Here is an 18,556-nt window from a genome sequence, read left to right as displayed (position 1 = left end):
CACTCCGCGTCACGCCGCGTCGCGCCCGCCCGTTCCCCCTCGCCCGACCGGCGGAACAGGGGAAACCCCAACGGGCGAGTGCACAAATGCGGTGATATGACTGATTTCAGATTCAGCCATTCAACACGGCGCCTGGAGTGGAACGATGGATGACTACCCCTTGCTCAACCTGTTCTGGACCATGCTCTGGTTCTTCCTCTGGATCATGTGGTTGTTCCTCCTGTTCCGGGTCATCATGGACATTTTCCGTAGTGACGACCTGGGCGGCTGGGCGAAGGCGGGCTGGCTGATCCTGGCCCTGGTGCTGCCGTATCTGGGCGTGCTGATCTACGTCATCGCGCGCGGCAGATCGATGGGGACACGCGACATGAAGGAAGCGAAGGAACGCGACGCCGCCTTCAAGGCGTACGTGAGAGACGCGGCGGGCACGTCCGACGCGCACGGTGCGCAGAAGAGCAGCCACGTCGAGGATCTGTCGAAGCTCGCGGACCTCAAGGACAAGGGCGCCATCACGGAAGAGGAGTACCAGCGGGCCAAGACGAAGCTCCTCGTCTGACCCCTCGGGTCTCACGGCGCCGGTGCAGGCCGCTCCGCGGTCGGCACCGGAGTCACCCGTGAACATCCCTCAGCTTCCGTCGTCGTCCGGCCCCGTGGGCGAAGGGGCGAGCGCGGCGAGCGCCACTTCGGCCGCCTCCAGGTGGTGGCTGACCCGGCCGAAGGAGACCAGGCCGCTGCCCGCTCCGGCGGACTCCGCACCGGCGGCGGCGAGTTCCTCGCGGGCACGGCGCAGGACGGGCAGGTGACCCACGGATGCGGCGGCACGGGCGAGTACGCACCACAGCGCCTCCTGGAGGAGGGCGTGCGGGGGCCGGGGAACCGTCGTCAGCGCCTGGCGGGCCTGTTCGGCGGCGCCCGAGGCGGCCAGCAGCAGGGGCGAGAGCCACGGCCGGTAGGGACCGGCGTCGAGGCGTGCGAAGTCCTCGGGGTCGAGGGGGATGTCGCCCCGCATGACCGGGGCCAGTGCCACCAGAGCGGCTGCGCCGCCGGTGAGTCCGGGCATGCCGCAGTCGGCGGACTCCGCCAGGACGTGTGCGTACTGGGGGCGGGCGGCCGCCCAGCCATCGGTCTCGCAGATCCGCAGGGCCCGGTACCAGGCGGTGAAGACCCCGGCGAGCGGGCGTTCGTTCCGCTGCGCGAGCCGATCGATCCGCTCGGCCTCGGCGTCCGCCTCCGCCAGGTCGCTCAGGCCGGCGAGCGCCTGGAGGCGGACGATGCGCCCCAGGACCTCGTGCCCGGGCAGCTGGTGGTCGACGGCCAGCCGGGTCAGTTCGGTGCCGATTGCGTCCCGGCGGGCAGCCGAACCGCAGTCGGCGAACGACTGCATGAAGGCGCCGTTGAGGGCGAACGTCAGAAGTGCGGGGTCGCCCAGCCGCCGGGCGAGCCGTACGGCCTCCTCGGCGGAGCGCTCGGCGCGCTGCCGCCACGGCTCGGTGGTGCGGGGACCGGCCGCCCGGGGCAGCGGTGCGTCGGCGGCGGCATCGCCCCGCGACTCGACCGCCACGACGGACAGCAGCCTGGCTCGCAGCGCGGGCGGCCCGTCGGGGCCGAGCCGGGCGGCGGCCCTGGACAGTTCACCGGCGCCGTCGGGGTCGTCGGCGCGCGTCCACACCGCCGGGACGTCGTAGGAGCCGATGATCCTGGCGGCCAGCTCGGTGTCACCGGTCGTCTCGGCCGCCTCGACCAGGTCGAGGCGGTGCCGCCGTGCCTCCTCCAGGCCGTCGGGGCCGGTCACCGCGAGGTCGCGCAGCAGACCGGCGGTGGCGGAGTCACCGTGACAACCCCGCGCATCCCCGGTTTCACCGAACACCGCGTCCGCGTCGACGACGGCGTCACCCTCAACGCCGCCGTCGGCGGCACGGGCACCCCGGTCGTCCTGCTGCACGGCTTTCCGCAGACCCACCTGATGTGGCGGCACGTCGCCGCCGACCTCGCGGCGGACCACACCGTCATCTGTCCCGACCTGCGCGGCTACGGCGCGAGCGACAAGCCCGCCGAAACCGGCCCGGAGGTCTACTCCAAGCGGACCATGGCCCGGGACGTTGTCCGCCTCGCCGCCGAGCTGGGACACGACCGGTTCGTGCTGGCCGGTCACGACCGCGGCGCCCTCGTCGCCTTCCGCGCCGCGATGGACCACCCGGACACCGTCTCGGGCGCCCTCTTCCTCGACGTACTGCCGACTCTCGACATGTGGGACGCCCTGCACGGAGTCTCGGCCTCGGTCGGCTTCCACCTGTACCTGATGGCACAGGCCCCCGGTCTGCCGGAGGAGATGATCCAGGCGTCCGCCGACACCTTCTTCTCCTACTTCCTCGACGCCTGGACGCAGGACCCGGACGCGATCCCCGCCGACGTCCGCGCCCGCTACCTCGCCGCATCCGCGGCGGCCGTGCCCTCCATCGTCGCCGACTACCGGGCCTCGGCCGGCGTGGACGTGGACCACGACACCGCCGACCGCGACGCGGGCAACCGGCTGGCCATGCCGGTGACCGTCCTCCAGCAGGACTGGGGCAGCGCGCTCGGCTACCACGCCCAGGGCCTGTGGAGCGCGTGGACCGACCACCTGGAGCACCGCACGGTGTCCTGCGGCCACTTCATGGCCGAGGAGGACCCCGCCCTGATCGCCAAGGAGATCCGGGCACTCGCCGGCCGCTGAGAGAACCCTGCCGCCACCGCGTCCTCCGTTCAGCGGCAGGGCCCGGCCGCTGAACGGAAGGAGAAGGCACTCGGGACCAGGTACGCCGTCACTGCTCGGGCAGAGGCGTGCCCGGCCACCAACGGGCACGGCACGCAAAGCCCTTGGCAGGCGCGGGTGATCTCGGCCGAGGATCCGCCCAGCACAGGCTTCTTCGCTGGAAGGGGCCGTCCGACGCGCAGCCGGAACCCCGCACCGCTGGACCGGAGTAGGGCCGCCTGCCGTCACCCTGTCCCCTCACCACAGCGGGCCGCTCACGACGAAGCGCCCCGACCGGTCAAAGCCGATCGAGGCGCCAAGTGGCAGGTCAAAAGGGGTTTCCCCGCCCTGCGTCGCGTAGGCCGTGTGGGACTCGAACCCACAACCAACGGATTAAGAGTCCCGGCACATTCATGCCGGGACGTCCGTTGGGCACTCCGGGGATCCAGAAATTCCTGGTCAGAGACCCGTCCTTGCCGTCCGGTCCAAGATCTGAGCGCGTCGTGCCAACACGTCCGCTCACGCATCGCTCACGCATCGGGGCTCAAGGACTGAGTGTCTGATCGTGCCTGCGGCACTGGCGTCCAGCCCCGGCCCACTTCGTGAACCGACCCCGGAGCGGGGCCTGACATCCCGGACTCACTGCATTGGTGGCAGGACGGCGAGCCCCACCAGCCGAGTGGATGAGCCCCTCCCGTTCCGCCCGGATCGGCCAGCAGGGCTCCTGATCAGGATCCGGAAGTCGTCGGCCTCAGTTTTGGGCCGCCTGCTGTGCGGGGGTAGCGGCGGTGGGCGACGCCCGATCGAGTGATCCTCATAGCGCGCCTACCGAATCACCTGCCGACCAGGGTAAACATGATCCACGCTTCGCGGCTCACCTATCCCTGGAGGCTTGCTTTGCCTACCAAGCGAGCAAACCTGATTTTCGGCATTTCAAGTGTCCTGGCTGTCGCTTCGATGACACCGGCCTTGGCTGACGCCGATCGTGCACCGGCAGCGCATAAAGTCTCATATTTTTCTGATTCTTCTCTTCCCGTAGATAGGGAGGTACCCACATCGGAACTTCCGGCGCATGTACAAAAATAGCTTCGTTCCACCTCTGCCAGCTCGTCGACGCAGTTGCGGACTTCTACACCGCTCGGCTACAAGCTACGCCGCGGAGGACTGCGGGGCGACGGCAAATACATCTACCAGTCGGCAGACATCTACGCGATCGATGCGAGCTGCGGCCAGGGTGGTTGCAAGCCCAAGCAGCAAGTGAAATTACGGTTCAGGGAAAATGTGCAGGGCCGCAATTCCAAGCGCTGGAAGTTGACGATGTACACCCAGCCCTATTCGGGCCCACGCACCTTCAAGACCAGCTACCACTACGAGTGCGGCGTGAACCTCTCAAAAGAGAGGGACCGTACTTGTTCGAGCTGGCGCGATGACGGTGCCGATCGATCCGCCGGCGGCGGCGGGAAAAACGGGCTGGTCGTCGATAAGAACTTCGGCAGAACCCCGAATGTCAAGAAGTTTCCGATGTTCATGATCGATGTCAAGTTCGCAGACGGCTCCCGCTCTCGCGGCGATGACGGTCAGCTCGGGCAGAAATTCCGCGGTTGGGATGTTTGTGTAAAAGCCAAGACCACGAGCCTCTGCAAGACCACCGCGAAGGGCTAGATGACGTGCCCGAATTCGACGCCGATGATCCCGACCGGTTGGCAGGCGAGAGGTTTCGGCGGTGGAATGAACGCTACGCCGAAGAAGAGCCCTTGCTGCCGACTCCAGGATGGTGGCCGTGGCCTCTCCAGGAGGTCAGTCACAGGGATGGTGACCCCGACACGGGCATGGTGGCTGTGGACTTGCTGCCAGAGCATGATCGCGTAGATCCGGAGGCGGTCCTTGTGCGACAACCTCGTGAAGAGCCACCGTTCGACTACGGCTGGCCCGGCGCTGCTTGGCATCCAGAGGACGACCCGGAACTGATCGTGCACGCCCAACAATGGGCCGATGGCCCTTGGCGCTGGATTCTCTTCGTGCGGGGAGACCCCCTCCCGGCCAAGGCGCTGAGGCGTGTCCAAGACGCCATCGAGTGGCGACCTGCCTGGGTACTTTGACGGGCGGGGCCCGTCCGGTCGCAACCATGCAGGGCTGCCGATCTCGGCGGCTGCCCTACCTCCCACCCGGCGAAAGCCGCCGTCAAGGCGCGCCGCGCGGCATGAGCCCGCACAGTCTCGGTACGCAGCCGCCATCTCAGCCGAAGGCAAGCCCACAGAAGGCGTTGCGGACGTCCGCCAAGGGTTGACGGTCGCGGGTGTAGTAGAGCTTGTTGGTCAGGAGCAACGCCCACCGGCGCTGGCCTGGCGAGATCCACATGCCAGTGCCGGTGAAGCCGTAGTGGACCCAGACATCGTCGGTGGGGGTAGTTCCGGGCGCGGGGTGCCAGAACAGACCGCGTACCGGCTGCAGCTCGCCGGTCTGGATGGTCAGCGATTCTGCGGCCCAGGCGGGGCCGAACCCTGCCCGGCTGGGCGTGTTGCTGGGGTTGAGCATGTAGCGCAGGAAGGCGCAGATGTCGTCCAGGACGGTGAAAGCGCCGGCAATCCCGCACACCCCGCCCAGGAGCCGTGCGGAGAAGTCGTGGGCGGTGCCCTTGAGGTGGGTGTCGGTCTCCGGGTCGAGTTCGGTCGGGGCGCATCGTGAGGCGGTCTCGGCGGGCAGCGGCCCGAAGCCGGTCGTATGCATGCCCAGTGGCTGCCACGTCCGCTGAGTCGCGAGCTCGTCGAGGCGCTGGCCGGCAAGATGCTCGGCGAGGTATCCGAGGATGAGGGCGGCTCGATCGGTGTACTCGACGGCCTCGCCGGGTGGACGGTGCAGAGCTTCGTGGAGGACTCCGTCCCGAACGTCTTGTGGGTCCGTGCCGTAGAGGTTCTTGAGTTGGGCTCGTAGGGGGAGACCAGCGGTATGGGTCAGCAGCTGTCGGGCGGTTACGACCCCGAGCGGGTGGCCGTCGACTTCGGACCAGAAGGTGCCGAGCGGGATGTCGAGATCGAGTTTGCCTTCCTCCCAGAGGGCGCCGATCGAGGCCCACACCGCGAGGACTTTCGTCAGGCTGGCGGCATCGAAAATAGTGTCCGCCCGCATCGGCGTACCGGGGGCGTCGGGGTCGAGCACTCCGGTGGAGCCGGAGGCGTGGATGCCGGCAGCGTCACCGACGGCCCATACGGCGCCTGGGTAGACCTTGTCGCGGACGCCTTCGCTCAGGAGGTGTTCGATGCTGTCGGTGCGGTACGTCATGGTCTCCCTGTTCGCCGTGTGCATCCCGCCGGGTCAGCGTAGTGACGTGGGCGGGTCCGGTGGGCGATCGGCGTGGCGGCATTGTCTGCTGTGCGACGTTCATGTGAGGCGGCGGCCCAGGTCGGTCAGGGCTTGAGCGGTCGTCGAGAGTGGGTAGCGGGCGGCGTTCGCGTAGCCCGCCTGTCGGAGAGCGGGCAGCAGTCCCGGTGCGGTCCGCAGCCGGTTCAGTTCGCGGGCGAGTGCGGTGGACTGCGTGAAGTCGGTGGCCACTCCGGACCCTGCGAGGACCTCGGTGAGGCCGGGCACGGGCTGGTACAAGACAGGCAGGCCACAGGCTTGGGCCTCCAGTGCGACCAGGCCCATGGCCTCAAGGGTGGTGGACGGCAGGACCAGTACGTCGTGTTCGGTGAAGGCTTTCCACAGCTGTGGACGGCGGAGCCAGCCGAGATAGCTGGCCCGCACGCCGGCCCGTCGAAGCAGCGGGGTGAAGGCGCGGAACTGGGCTCTGGGGGCGGCGACGCTCAGCTCGACGCCGGGAATGGGAGCCAGGCCGGTGATGAGGCGCTCGACGCCCTTCTCGGATGTCAGCCGTCCTGCGTAGAGCACTCGCAGATGGCTGCTGAACGTGCGGGTGGGCCGGGCCGGTGGATCAGTGAGCAGATGGTCGGGGATGCCCCACGGGATGTGGACGACCTTGCGGCGGTCTGTTTGCGGGGCGAGTTTGAGCAGGTGATCGGCCATGGCGCCGGTGGACACCACGATGGCGTCGGCGGCCCTCGCTGTCTCGCGCAGCACTTGGAGCTGGTCGCGGTGGGTTTCGGCAAACAGCAGGTCGGTGCCATGGACCATCGCGATCCTCGGGTGTGCTGGCAAGGCCCGGAGCAAGGCGGGGGTGGCGCCGAACGCCAGATGCTGCAGGTGCAGAACGCCGATCTGTGCCGGATCGATCGCTGTCACCAGGGCCCGGCGCAGGGCTGCGACGTAGCGACTGAAGCCGGCACCTTCCAGACACTTCCCGGACACGGACAGCAGGTCGAGGCCCGATGGGAGACGGGGCCTGGGGCCCGGGGGTGCCAGCATGAAGGCCCGTGCGGGGATGAGGGGCTCGGCGCCGGTATAGAGGTCGAGGAAGAGTTCGACGCTGCCGCCGGGGCTGCCGGCCGGAAGGTCGAGAAAGGTGGCTGCCAGAGGGCCCGCGGTTGGGCGAACGACGGACTTCACAACGCTCCTTGGGGGATCTCTTCGTACAGGCGGGAGATGTCGATGCCGTTCGTCGCCGCGTACTTGGCGCGTTGTTGCTGGTAGCTGGACGGGCTGCCGACGGTGGTGAGGAAGACGAGCTTCCCGAAGGTCATCCCTGGATAGACGCGGGCGGGCCTGGCGACACGGATCTCCAAGGTCCAGCGGATCGCGTGGCCCTGGTGGCCGAGCGGGGCAGATACGTGGACCCAGATGCCGAGGGCGCCGATGGTGCGGTCCCCGTTGAGGAGCTGTGCGTACGTTTCCGAGCCGGTCTTCTCCAGGGTGACGCCGAGGTAGAGCACTCCGGGTCGCAGGACCAAACCGGTGGTGGGGATGGGGTGTTCGGTGAAGGTGGTGCGGGTGGCGGCGTCGAGGTCGCCGTCAGAGATGCGGATCGTGTCGCCCAGCCGCCAGTCGTACGCATTGGGTGAGATCCGCTCGGGCTCATAGGGCGAGATGGTGATCTCTCCCGTGCTGACGGCAGCGGCGATGGCTGAGCCTGTGAGGATCACGAGGCGACCGCCTGGATGGGCGCGGTGTCCTGCCAGCAGCGGGAGGGCTGGGGGCCGGCGGCACCCTGGTACTTGCCGCGGTACAGGTCGACGTCGCCGGTGGAGACGAAGAACATGATCTGCCCGATCTTCATGCCCGCGTACACCCGTAGCGGGCGGATGGGCGAGAGCATCAAGGTCCACTGACCGTGGAAGCCGATGTCGCCGATCGGCGCGGTGATCTCGACGAACAGGCCGAGGCGTCCGACCGAGGAGCGGCCGAAGAGCAGGGGGACGAAGATGTCCGAGCCGACCTCCTCGACGGTGTGGCCGAGGTACAGCTCGCCGGGCTGCAGGACGTATCCGTCGTCGCCGATCAGGATCGAGCGCGTGGGATTGGTCTGGTGGGCGTCGATCACCTTGGCGGCATACGTCAGCAAGGTCGTACCGAGGCGGACGTTGTAGCTGTTGGGGTTCGTCTGGTCCGGGGTGAAGGGAGTGATCCGTAAGCGCCCGTTGGCCACGGCAGCCTTGATCTCAGGTCCGGTGAGGATCATTACTGGCCTCCTTCTTGGGAGTCGGCGGAGCTGGGGAGCGAGGTGGTCAGGACATGGCTTACGGCTTGGCGAAGGCGTAAGCCCGCTTGACGAGTTCGCCCGCCGAGGTAGCTGTCGGCGAGGTAGTCGGTGGTCAGCACGGTTCGGATCGCCGGGGGAAGAGGCGCAGGGGCGACGATCAGGGGGCCGACGAGTTGGGTGAGGTGGTCGAGCAGCTTGCCGCGGTCCTGGACGTGCTGCTCGGGGAGGAAGGCGTGCACGAGCTGGTTGCCGAAGGGCTCGATGGCCAACAGGTCGCCGAGGGTCAGCGCGGCGCCGAGTGGCACGGGACGCAGGGCGGTCTCGTTGAGGATGACCGCGTCAGCGCCGAGGCAGGAGTGCAGTAGGCCGGCGATCTCTTCGAGCAGTCCGCGGCGATCCAAGGGTGCATCGCGGAGGCGCTCGTCCACAGCGCCGATGGGACTTCTCAGCCGCAGTCCGATGGCTGAGATCTTCTCCATCAGCGAGGTGAGTTCGTGAGGAACGGAACGAGCGTCGGGGAAGGACCCGATGCGGGCGCCCCAGCCGCTGCCGACAGGCTCGGCTGCGGCGTATCCGACACCGAGTTCGCGGCCCTTGACCACGAGGGTGTCGCCGACGTGCACGGGGCCGAAGCTGTCGCTGTGGCAGTGCCCGGCGAAGATGACATCGGCGCGCGGGCAGGCTGCGGCCAGCTTCAGGTCCTCCTCGAAGCCGGAGTGGGACAGCACCATCCACGCGTCAGCGTGATGGTGGTTCTCCTGCATCACTTCGTGGAGAGCCTGTGCCGGGTTGCTGATGCAGTGGCCGGCGCGCTGGTCGGCAGGGATGGCGTTGAACGCCTGCGGGCCCATCACCGCGCTGACAGCGACTCGTCGTCCGCCGATGTCCCGGATGCGTACGCGGTCGAAGAGGGGCGTGCCGTAGTCGTCGGTCGTGTTCGCGCACACCGTCATCCGGCGCAGCTGCGGCTCGAAGTAGTGCGGCCACCCGTGGTTTCCGGGCGCGATCAGGTCGTACAGGGTGGTGAGGACTTCGCGCTCGATGCGTCCTTCGCCGAGGTGGTAGTAGCCGCTCCCCTCGAAGAAGTCTCCGCAGTCCACGATCAGGCTGTCGGTCCTCGCAGCGTGGAGGTGGGCGAGCATCGGAGCCGCCGAGTCGAAGGCGGAGTGGACGTCGGTCGTCGCGATGATCTGTCGCAGTTGCCGGTTCACGGGATCACCTCGCAGATGTCGGCTCCGAGGGCATGCAGCTTGACGGGCAGGTCGGCGTGACCGCGCCGGAGCTGTTCGAGGCCGCCGAGGGTGGTCACGCCGCGAGCGGTGAGGCCGGCGATGAGCAGGGCGGAGCCCGTGCGGATGTCGGTGGCTTCCACTCCAGCACCGGTCAGCTGCTGCGGCCCGGTGAAGCGGCACTGCGTGGGCGACAGCTCGTCGATCGTGGCTCCTAGGCGGGCGAGCTGGGGCAGCAGGTTGCGGTGGCGGCCGGGGTTGATGTCGTCGGCGAACAGGTGGGTGCCGGGCAGGGTGAGGGCCAGGGCCAGCAGCGGGGGCTCGAAGTCCGCGTCCAGGCCGCCGGGGGACAGGGAGGCAATGGCCCGTAGAGGTCGGCCGGTGGGCTGAGCGTCCCGGGCCTGCACGGTGAGGGTGCCGTCCTCGGCGTCGGCGGGAATGCCGAGCCAGCGGAGCGCGGTGATCAGGGGGGTGATGTCGTCGCGGCGTACGCCGTGGATGTGTGCGTTGCCGCCTGTTACCGCGACTGCGCAGGCCAGAGTGCCCGCTTCGATCTTGTCGCCAGGCACCCGCCACGCGATCTCCTCGCCGGAGACGGATCGAGGCGGCTGAAGGGTGAGGACAGCCTCGCTGACCCGGCACTCCCACCCGGAGGCCCTCAACGCCCACACGACACTGAGTACTTCGGGCGACAGATTCGGTTGGCCCAAGCGCAGCGGCCGTCCGGCGACGACCGTACGCAGGACAGCCGCGATGGTCGCTCCGCGGGAGCGGAAGGGGAGCATGATCGACACCGTCCCGCGTCCACCAGTGGCTGCCTCCACGAGGTGGCCGCGGTCATCGACGGTCGAGCGGTCGCCGAACCGCTCGTACACCTTGAAGTGCTGCTCCATCTCACGATCCCCGATGGCGCAGCCGCCCGGCCACGGCAAACGGGCCCGCCCATAGGCGCCGAGAAGCGCCGGGACCAGGTAGTACGAAGCTCTGATCCGCGCAGCGACCTCGGGATCGGGATCCGGCCGCTGCTTGTCGCTCGGCAGAATCACCGTGGTGTGTGGATCGCTGACCGGGCGGGCCGCGTGCCAGCCGGACTGCTGGAGGAGGGTGAGCATCGTCCCGACATCCGTGTTGGCCGGGACGTTGCTCAGGTGCACCGGGCGGTGCATGGCTGCGGCGGCGGCCAGCAGGGGCAGAGCCGCGTTCTTCGACCCGTCTACGGTCACGGCCCCGGCGAGCGGAACGCTCGGGCGCACGGCGACGACTTCTGCGGCGACTGGGGGAATGCGTACGGCTGGCAACAGTCAGCTCCTCATCTGGGACACGTGTGTGGCGACGGTGGGAAGCGGGGCGCTGAGATCGAGCTCGGCCCAGCAGCGCTTACCGGAAGGCAGCGGGTCGAATCCGTGGCGGTCGGCGAGTGCGGCGACGAGGAACAGGCCGCGTCCGTCTTCCTCTTCCGCATCCGGCAGGCCGACTTGCGGGATGTCGAAGCTGGTGTCGATCACCGTGATCCGTAGCGCCCCGTCGCTGAGGTAGGCACCAGCCGTGATCGGTCCTTTGTCTGCGTGCCGTACCGCGTTGGTGATCAGCTCCGAGGCCACCAACGCAGCCGCATCCAGGAGCGCAGGGCCGAGAGCGGCACCCCAATCCCGTATCGCCTCGGCGATCTGTCGGCGCGCCGACGCGGCGCCGGCAGGTGTGCCGTGGACGGGAATCCGGATGTGGTGCGCTTCCATGAGCGGCCTCCTGATTGGTTCGGCCACTCCACGTAACCGCCGGACGAGCCTCTTGAACCAGGGCGTGTGCGGGTGCTGCATCGTCTATGCAGGAGCTGCATCACGGTGCACTGCTGGTCCCTTACGCTCGGTCGGGAAGGCAGGATCGGCGACGGCGGGAGGAGCCGTGGCGCAGATGGCCGAAGATCACAGCGAAGCGAGACGGATCGGTGAAGTGATCCGTCAGGCCCGCGTATTACAGCGGCGTTCGCAGAAGGAAGTCGCCTTCGCCTTGGGCTACCACCAGTCCAAGGTGAGCCGGCTGGAAGGCGGCAGGGGCACGGACGATGTCCGTATGCTGCGCGAGGTCTCGCGCGTGCTGGCGATTCCGCCCTACCGCCTCGGCCTCGCCTCCACCTCGGACATCAACCACTCCGAACCCGAGACAGAGGACATGCACCGCCGTACCGTTCTCGCCGCCGGCATCGCCGCGCTCGCTGCACCGACCCTCCCCAGCACCGCCCATCAGGACCTGGTCCAGTCCCTGCTGCCTGGAACAGCCCGTGTGACTGCCGAACCGATGCCGGATCTCCAAAGCATGCGAGACCAAGTCACAGGCGTATGCCGCCTGTTCTACACCTGCGACTACACAAAGCTGGAAGGCACACTGCCCGTCCTGATCGGGCAGTTACGGCAGGCCATCAGCGACAGTCCCGGATCGAGCGACCTGTCCGGGCTCCTCGCCACGGCGTACCAGACCTCGGCGAGCCTGCTGCTCAAGCAGAGCGACCAGGGCAATGCCTGGCTCGCGGCCGGACGCGCCATGTCCGAGGCCGAACGCTCCGGCGACCCCGTCGTCCTCGCCTCCAGCGTCCGCGTTCACGCCCACGCCCTGGCACGCGACAGCCACACCGCTCAGGCCGTCGCCCTCGTCCGGCACACCGCCGACCAGCTCACGGGCTCGTACGACCAGCGCTCCCCGAAGTACCTCGCGGCACTCGGACTGCTGCTTCTGCGCGGGGTCACCGCCGCCAGCAGCGGCGGCGACCGCTCCGCCACCCGCGACTTCCTCACCGAGGCGAAGGAAGTCGCCCGCTACGTGGCACTCGACAGCCCCGACGCCTGGGCCAACTTCAGCCCGACGAACGTCGCCCTGCACGGACTCAGCGCGGCCGTCGTCTTCGGCGACGCAGGCGTCGCCCTGGACACCGCCCGGCCTCTCATGCGCCGCCACATCCCCGTCCCTGAACGTCGTGCCGCCCTGTGGATCGAGGCCGGCCGCGCCTACAGCCAGCAGGGCCGCCTGGCGGACGGGTACCAGGCGCTTCGCATCGCGGAGAGCTGCGCGGCCCAGGACATCCGTCGCCCCGCCGTCCGTGAGCTGGTGGCCGACATGGCCGCCCGCGACCGCCGTCGTACGCTGCCGGAACTGCACCGTTTCAGCCGTCAACTGGGAGTCCCCGCGTGAGTGATCAGCCGGACCGGCAGACCAAGAAGCCCTTCCTCTACGTCGTCGTGTGCGCCTCCGGCATCGCCGGCGACGTCGGCATCCTGATCACCGCGGCCCAGAAGGCCAACTGGGATGTGGGTGTCGTCGCCACCCCGCAGGCCCTCGGCTTCATAGACACCGAGGCGGTCGAGGCACAGACCGGCTACCCGATCCGCTCGGCCTGGCGCTCGCCCGGCGACCCACGGCCGCTGCCGCCCGCCGACGCCATCGCAGTGGCCCCGGCCACCTTCAACACGATCAACAAATGGGCTGCCGGAATCTCGGACACCCTGGCGCTGGGCATCCTGTGCGAGGCGTACGGCTTCGGCATCCCTACTGCCGTGATGCCCTACCTGAACTCGGCGCAGGCCGCCCATCCCGCATACAGCCACAGCCTGGAGCGGCTGCGCGAGATGGGCGTCCTGATCGGTTCGTACGAGCCCCACAAGCCGAAGGCCGGCGGTGGGGCGGACCAGTACCGCTGGGAAGAGGCGCTGGAACTGCTTGCTCCCGAGCTGTCCGCACGGGCCTGATCGGCGCCGCGGTGCGGGCGGCGGGGCTGCTGCCGGGTGGGCGGAGGCAGCAGCTTGCTGGGGCCCTGGGCGAGGGGACCAGGGGCGGGAAGGTCCGCGAGGCGGCGTCTGCGTCAGGTCAGCGCGGGCGGGCTGTCGGCATCGTCCAGGGTGCGGTGACCGAGAGCCAGGATGTCGCACCGCGTAGTACCAGTTGGCCTTGTGCGGTCTGGTCGTCGCCCTGGTTCCGCGTGCCCGTAAGGCTTCCTCCGTAGCGCCCGCCGTCGGACCGACCGCTCAGGCATCACCCACGCAAGCCCCGAAACGACGAAGCGCCCCGGCCGGCCGAAGCCGGTCGAGGCGCCAAGTGGCAGGTCAAAAGGGGTTTCCCCGTCCTGCGTCGCGTAGGCCGTGTGGGACTCGAACCCACAACCAACGGATTAAAAGTCCGCTGCTCTGACCAATTGAGCTAACGGCCCTCTGCGAATCACCCCCGAGCATAGCCCGCCACGGCCCGGCCGCCGATCGGGTATCGGTTGCCGGGCCCCGTCGTCGTCGCAGCGGCCCTCTTCAGCGGGGTGTATTGCGGGCGATCGTGCGCTTGTGATCCGGATTGAGGAACCAGTGGCGGGCCGAGGCGAACCACCAGGTGGCGGCGAAACCGAGGACCACCAGGACCGCGACCGGGGCGTAGTTGAAGGTCTTCCAGGTGACGGGCGAGATCTGGGGCAGCATGAAGAGCACCGTGATGACCACCACCCACACCACCGCGACGATGCCGACGGGGCGGGACCAGCGGCCGAGGTGCCAGGGGCCGGGGCGGAAGTCGTCGCCGCGCAGGAGGCGGAGCAGGGTCGGGATGACGTACGCGATGTAGAGGCCGATGACCGCGATGGAGGTGACGGCCGCGTACGCGGTGTCGTTGATCAGATACGGGAGGCCGAGGACCAGCGCGCCGGAGGCGGCCAGCCAGACCGCTGCCACGGGGGTGCGGGTGCGGGGGCTGACCGTGTGCCAGACCCGGGAGTAGGGCAGGGCGCCGTCCCGGGAGAACGCGTAGATCATCCGGCTGTTGGCGGTCACGGAGGCCATCCCGCAGAAGAGCTGGGCACCGATCACCACCAGGAGGAGGAGTTTGCCCGTGGTGGCGCCCAGGGCGTCGAGGAGGATCTGGGCGGGCGGGGCGCCGGTCGGGGAGCCCAGGGCACCGTCGTACGACTGGATGGCGAAGGTGAAGCCGAGGAGGAGGACGAAACCGGCGATCCAGGAGGTCCAGATCGACTGGACGATGCCGCGCGGGCCGGCGGTCGCGGCGTCGTGCGTCTCCTCGGTCATATGGGCGGAGGCGTCGTAGCCGGTGAAGGTGTACTGGGCCATCAGCAGCCCGATCATCACCACGTAGAAGCCGCTCCCCCACCCGGTCTTGTTCACGAACTCGGTGAAGACGAACGACGCCGACTGGTGCGAGTCGGGTACGAAGGTCAGCGCACCGACGATCACGGCGACGCCGAGCACGTGCCACCAGACGCTGACGCTGTTGAGGAGCGCGACGATGCGCACGCCGAAGGTGTTCAGCAGGCCGTGCAGCAGCAGGATCGCGGCGAAAAGGAGGATCGTACGGCCGGACGTGACCCGGAAGTCGAACTGGAGGTTCAGGTAGGCGCCGAGGAACGACGCCGCACCGAAGTCGATCCCGGCGGTCACGGCGACCTGGCCCAGGACGTTGAACCAGCCCGTGAACCAGGCCCAGGCAGCCGCCGAGCGCGGCGGAGCCAGCCGGTGCGCCCAGAAGTAGAGGCCGGCGGAGGTCGGGTAGGCCGAACAGATCTCGGCCATGGCCAGACCGACGAACAGCGTCATGAGGCCGACGCCGACCCAGCCCCAGGTGATGACGGCGGGGCCACCGGTCTTCATGCCGAACAGATACAGCGTCAGGCAGCCGGAGAGCACCGAGATGATCGTGAACGAGACCGCGTAGTTGGAGAAGGCGGACATCCGGCGGGCGAGTGTCTGCGTGTATCCGAGCTGCGCCAGACGCTCCTCGTCGGAAACGCCGGGTGGCGGCTCGTCCTCGCTGATGTCTGTTGTCATGACCCCAGCGATGCCCTGGCCCCGGTGTCCGCATGCCGCCGCCGGGGTCACGAGTGGGAAAACATGGCGTACGACGGCGTACGACGGCGCGAGGGCGCGCCCTCGTCCTCACCCGTGCCGGGGTGGCAGCCGGGTCAGAAGATTCCCTTGTAGGTCCACCCGGTCGCGATCTGCGTACGGCTGCCGAAGGAACCCTTGCCGTCACCGTTGTTGCGGAACAGCTTGCCCGCCGAGTCGCGCTCGACGATGTCCGCCTTGCCGTCCCCGGTGATGTCACCGACTCCGACGATGGTGTCGTACGAGGAACCCCAGTCCTTGAAGACCAGCACCCGCTCCTTGAACTGGCCCGACGCCGTGCCGTTGTAGCGCCAGAGTTCGTTCGACTTGTCCGTGGCCAGCAGGTCGCCGTACCCGTCGCCGTTCAGGTCGCCCACCCCCACGACCTTGGTGTAGGTCCACTTGGAGCGGATCTTCTTCCTGGCCGCCAGGGTCCCGTCGCTCTTCACCGGGAAGAGGTGGAGGTCGCCGGTCGTCTTCTCCCAGCCGAGCAGATCGGCACGGCCGTCACCGGTCAGGTCACCGGCGGTGGTGAGGGTCTTGTACACCTGGAAGCCCGTGCCGAGCTTCGTGCAGGCGGTGGTGGGCGTCACGGCCTTCCCGCGCGCGGGACTGCAGCCCCGCAGCGATCCGTCCGTCATGCGCACCAGCACGTCGTTGCGGTGGTCGTCGGTGAGGTCCCCGAACGGGACGGCGACCACCGACGTCGGCCAGCCGCCGCCCGAGGTCTTCCCGGAGAACTTCCCCGCCCCGTCGCCGTGCTGGAAGGTGAACTCGCCCCTGGTGTTCAGGGTGAGCGCGTCCCCGATGCCGTCACCGTTGTAGTCGCGGTGGACCGGGGCGCCGCCCGTCACCTTCAGCGTGCCCGACCTCGTCAGCGGTGCGCCCGAACCGTCGGCGGGCTGCGCCGTCAGTGTCCAGGTGTACGCCCCGTCGGGCACCGGGTGGCCGGCCGACGGCACGCCGGACCAGGAGGGGTCGACCAGCCCGCGCGTCTCTCCTCCGGAGAGCGTCTGCACGGTGACGCCCGTCGCCTTGTTCTTCAGCGACAGCTTCCACGACCCCACCGCCTTGGACAGCCACCATCTCGGGGTCCAGGGAGAGCCCTCGTTGTCCACGTCGACGGCGTCCTTCACCGATGAGTCGATCTGGACGAGCGGGGACGAACCGGTCCCGGTCGGCGCGAGGTGCACCTTGTGGTCCGTGCCGTTGTACGCCACCAGGCCGCTGTGCGGGTCTGCCGTCCAGCCGGCACCGGGAACGGACGAGCCGGCCGTTCCCGTCACCACGTCGGTGGCGGAGGGATCGGTGAGGTCCGTGACGACCACCCGGTTCCCGGCGTCCAGCCGGGAGACGAAACCGTCGCCGAGCCGGCCTGGGGTGACGCCGGCACCGACCTTCCTGGCCTTTCCGTCGGCGAGCGAGACGACGCCGGCGGCGGTCGGTACCGCACCGCACTCCCAGTAGAGATAGCGCTCGGAAGCCTGCAGGACGGGAGCGGCGCACGACGCCCCGGTGGTGAGCGTGCGGGTCGGCGTGCCCTTCGCCACGGCGGTGGCCGTCAGCTTGCCCGCCGTGGACAGCTGCCAGAGCGTGTTGCCCCAGAGGGCGGCGGCCCCGGCGGGCACCGTACGCACCACCTTGAGGGAGTCCAGGTTGCGCACTTCGGTGCGCGCCTCGGTACCGGTTCCCGTCCCGTACGCGACGTAGTGGCCGGACACGCCGTAGACCTTGGGCGCTGTGGCGCCGACGTTCACCTGACGTCCTGGGGCGGGATGGTCCTTGTCGGCCACATGGATCCGGTACCCGTCGCTCTCCTGCGTCGTGTACACAACGGATCCGTCGGCTGTCGGGTACAGGTCAGGGCAGCCCGCCGCGTCCTCGCACGCCGCGCTGTACGAGTCGGACTCCGGTCCGAGGCGCGTCCGCCCGTTCACCGAGGGCGTGCCCGTCAGCGCCGGCTGCCGCTCGTAGAAGCCGATGCCGCTGCCCGACGGATCCGTCTCGTACGTGACGAGCCGGTTCCCGCTCAGACCCAGCCGCGCGCTCCGCGACGGCTCCCACGGCACGGGGAGGACCTCACTGCGTTGCGGCGCCCCGTCCGGGCCCACGGTGTAGCGCTGTACGGCGTAGTCGCCCGAAGGTCCGTGGCCCAGGACGACCAGGCTGCCGTCCGCGCTTGCCAGTGCGCCGCGCCCGTAGGCGAAGGAGAGCAGCGCGGTGGTCGTGCCGTCGGGTGCGATGGCGTGGAGCACACCGTTCACGCTGCTCACCCAGACCACGTAGTCGCCGAGCAGGAACGTGAGCGGACTCCCGGTCGACGAATCGACGGGTATCTCGCGAGGTGCCGCCCCCGGATCGGCGCGGGAAAGCACCTTGACGCTCTTGGACGCGGTCGAGTACCAGGACACGGAGTCCTCGGTGACCTGCATGTTCTTCGGCGCTTCGGTGATCGGCAGCTCGGTGAAGGTGCCGTCGTCCAGATCGACGAGCCCGTAGTGGACGACCGATCCGAGCCCGTACGCGACAACCGTGCTGGACATGTCGCCGATCCCGTACGGCGGCAGCTGGGCGGCGCCGCACACGGCGCCCGGGGGCAGCCCGGTCACCTTGCGGTCGACGAGAGCGGAACCGTCCAGGCGGAAGAGGTGGCACTCGCCTGCCGCGTCCCCGCTCCTGGTGTAGGCCACGGCGGTCTCACCGTGCACCGTCAGAAGGCTGAATCCCTCGGGCAGTCGCATGGTCCGTGCGGTGCCGCCCGGAACGTCGACCAGTTCGACCGTGTTGTCGGGGCCGCGATAGGCGATCACGTCCGCCATGGTGTTGACGGAAGGGCCGGAGGCGTCCTTCACCGGCACGAAAGAGGTCTCGCCGCTCGCGTAGTCCGTCCAGCCGACGCTGCCGCTCATCCGGTACGCGAAGCCGGTGCGGCCGGCGCTCACGGGATAGACGGGGCTGATCGTTCTGGTGATCGAGTCCAGCACCGCCTCGGACGCGGGGACGGCGGCGCCGGCCGGGCCTCCCAGTGGCCCCAGGACCCCGGCGAGAGCAGCGGCGACCCCCACTGCGGCAGTGACGTTTCGGAGTGCACGAGGGCGTGCCAGGACATGACGTCCCACAGGGGGACCTCCCCAATCTGCGG

Annotated in this window: 16 protein-coding genes and 1 tRNA gene; 6 read left to right on the top strand and 11 right to left on the bottom strand. The window is 69.0% G+C overall.

The features are described from left to right. Window positions 1-145: 145 nt before the first annotated feature. On the top strand, window positions 146-556 hold the full coding sequence (locus tag ACZ4LX_RS27990; protein WP_467649590.1) for an SHOCT domain-containing protein: 411 nt from the start codon (window positions 146-148) through the stop codon (window positions 554-556). A gap of 69 nt (window positions 557-625) precedes the next feature. On the opposite strand, the gene ACZ4LX_RS27985 is transcribed toward ACZ4LX_RS27990, so the two are convergent. Beyond that, a complete protein-coding gene (locus ACZ4LX_RS27985; protein WP_467649589.1) occupies window positions 626-1,867 on the bottom strand; it encodes a hypothetical protein in 1,242 nt (413 codons plus the stop codon). On the opposite strand from ACZ4LX_RS27985, the gene ACZ4LX_RS27980 reads away from it, so the two are divergent. From ACZ4LX_RS27980 to ACZ4LX_RS27970, 3 genes are all read left to right on the top strand, one after another. Continuing rightward, a complete protein-coding gene (locus ACZ4LX_RS27980) occupies window positions 1,832-2,713 on the top strand; it encodes an alpha/beta fold hydrolase (protein WP_467649588.1) in 882 nt (293 codons plus the stop codon). The genes ACZ4LX_RS27985 and ACZ4LX_RS27980 overlap by 36 nt on opposite strands. A 1,137-nt stretch (window positions 2,714-3,850) precedes the next feature. Further along, complete coding sequence (locus ACZ4LX_RS27975; protein WP_467649587.1) at window positions 3,851-4,393, top strand: hypothetical protein; 543 nt, start codon at window positions 3,851-3,853, stop codon at window positions 4,391-4,393. 5 nt (window positions 4,394-4,398) lie between these two features. Beyond that, entirely contained in the window at window positions 4,399-4,830 is a 432-nt protein-coding gene (locus ACZ4LX_RS27970) for a hypothetical protein (protein ID WP_467649586.1), read from the top strand. A 136-nt stretch (window positions 4,831-4,966) separates the two neighbouring features. Here ACZ4LX_RS27970 and ACZ4LX_RS27965 read toward each other — a convergent pair whose 3' ends face one another. The 7 genes from ACZ4LX_RS27965 to ACZ4LX_RS27935 all read right to left on the bottom strand — a co-directional run bounded on the left by ACZ4LX_RS27965 (window position 4,967) and on the right by ACZ4LX_RS27935 (window position 11,286). After that, window positions 4,967-6,010, bottom strand: coding sequence for a serine hydrolase domain-containing protein (locus ACZ4LX_RS27965; RefSeq protein ID WP_467649585.1), 1,044 nt, complete (start codon window positions 6,008-6,010; stop codon window positions 4,967-4,969). Window positions 6,011-6,109: 99 nt separating this feature from the next. After that, the gene (locus ACZ4LX_RS27960) at window positions 6,110-7,231 is read right to left on the bottom strand and encodes a glycosyltransferase family 4 protein (RefSeq protein WP_467649584.1); all 1,122 of its coding nucleotides are present in this window, start codon (window positions 7,229-7,231) and stop codon (window positions 6,110-6,112) included. Further along, entirely contained in the window at window positions 7,228-7,764 is a 537-nt protein-coding gene (locus ACZ4LX_RS27955; protein ID WP_467649583.1) for a dCTP deaminase, read from the bottom strand. Before ACZ4LX_RS27955 ends, ACZ4LX_RS27960 begins: the two co-directional genes overlap by 4 nt. Continuing rightward, window positions 7,761-8,300: a dCTP deaminase gene (gene dcd / locus ACZ4LX_RS27950; protein WP_467649582.1), complete on the bottom strand. Its 540-nt coding sequence runs from the start codon at window positions 8,298-8,300 to the stop codon at window positions 7,761-7,763. The genes ACZ4LX_RS27955 and dcd overlap by 4 nt, the downstream gene beginning before the upstream one ends. Beyond that, entirely contained in the window at window positions 8,300-9,532 is a 1,233-nt protein-coding gene (locus tag ACZ4LX_RS27945; protein WP_467649581.1) for a metallophosphoesterase, read from the bottom strand. The genes dcd and ACZ4LX_RS27945 overlap by 1 nt, the downstream gene beginning before the upstream one ends. Continuing rightward, a complete protein-coding gene (locus tag ACZ4LX_RS27940) occupies window positions 9,529-10,848 on the bottom strand; it encodes a UDP-N-acetylglucosamine 1-carboxyvinyltransferase (protein ID WP_467649580.1) in 1,320 nt (439 codons plus the stop codon). Before ACZ4LX_RS27940 ends, ACZ4LX_RS27945 begins: the two co-directional genes overlap by 4 nt. A 3-nt stretch (window positions 10,849-10,851) precedes the next feature. Continuing rightward, a complete protein-coding gene (locus ACZ4LX_RS27935) occupies window positions 10,852-11,286 on the bottom strand; it encodes an ATP-binding protein (RefSeq protein ID WP_467649579.1) in 435 nt (144 codons plus the stop codon). 175 nt (window positions 11,287-11,461) lie between these two features. On the opposite strand from ACZ4LX_RS27935, the gene ACZ4LX_RS27930 reads away from it, so the two are divergent. After that, window positions 11,462-12,733: a helix-turn-helix domain-containing protein gene (locus ACZ4LX_RS27930; RefSeq protein WP_467649578.1), complete on the top strand. Its 1,272-nt coding sequence runs from the start codon at window positions 11,462-11,464 to the stop codon at window positions 12,731-12,733. Then, complete coding sequence (locus ACZ4LX_RS27925; protein ID WP_467649577.1) at window positions 12,730-13,287, top strand: flavoprotein; 558 nt, start codon at window positions 12,730-12,732, stop codon at window positions 13,285-13,287. The genes ACZ4LX_RS27930 and ACZ4LX_RS27925 overlap by 4 nt, the downstream gene beginning before the upstream one ends. A gap of 384 nt (window positions 13,288-13,671) precedes the next feature. Here the strand turns inward: ACZ4LX_RS27925 and ACZ4LX_RS27920 are convergent. The 3 genes from ACZ4LX_RS27920 to ACZ4LX_RS27910 form a co-directional block, all read right to left on the bottom strand. Beyond that, window positions 13,672-13,745: transfer RNA gene (locus ACZ4LX_RS27920), tRNA-Lys, on the bottom strand. A 91-nt stretch (window positions 13,746-13,836) separates the two neighbouring features. Beyond that, the gene (locus ACZ4LX_RS27915) at window positions 13,837-15,357 is read right to left on the bottom strand and encodes an amino acid permease (protein WP_467649576.1); all 1,521 of its coding nucleotides are present in this window, start codon (window positions 15,355-15,357) and stop codon (window positions 13,837-13,839) included. A gap of 134 nt (window positions 15,358-15,491) precedes the next feature. Further along, complete coding sequence (locus tag ACZ4LX_RS27910) at window positions 15,492-18,479, bottom strand: FG-GAP-like repeat-containing protein (protein ID WP_467649575.1); 2,988 nt, start codon at window positions 18,477-18,479, stop codon at window positions 15,492-15,494. Window positions 18,480-18,556: the final 77 nt, after the last annotated feature.

The sequence above is a fragment of the Streptomyces sp. NPDC026062 genome (assembly GCF_055568375.1).
The sequence above is the reverse complement of the archived record's forward strand: the minus strand, read 5'-3'. Positions and strand labels throughout refer to the sequence as shown.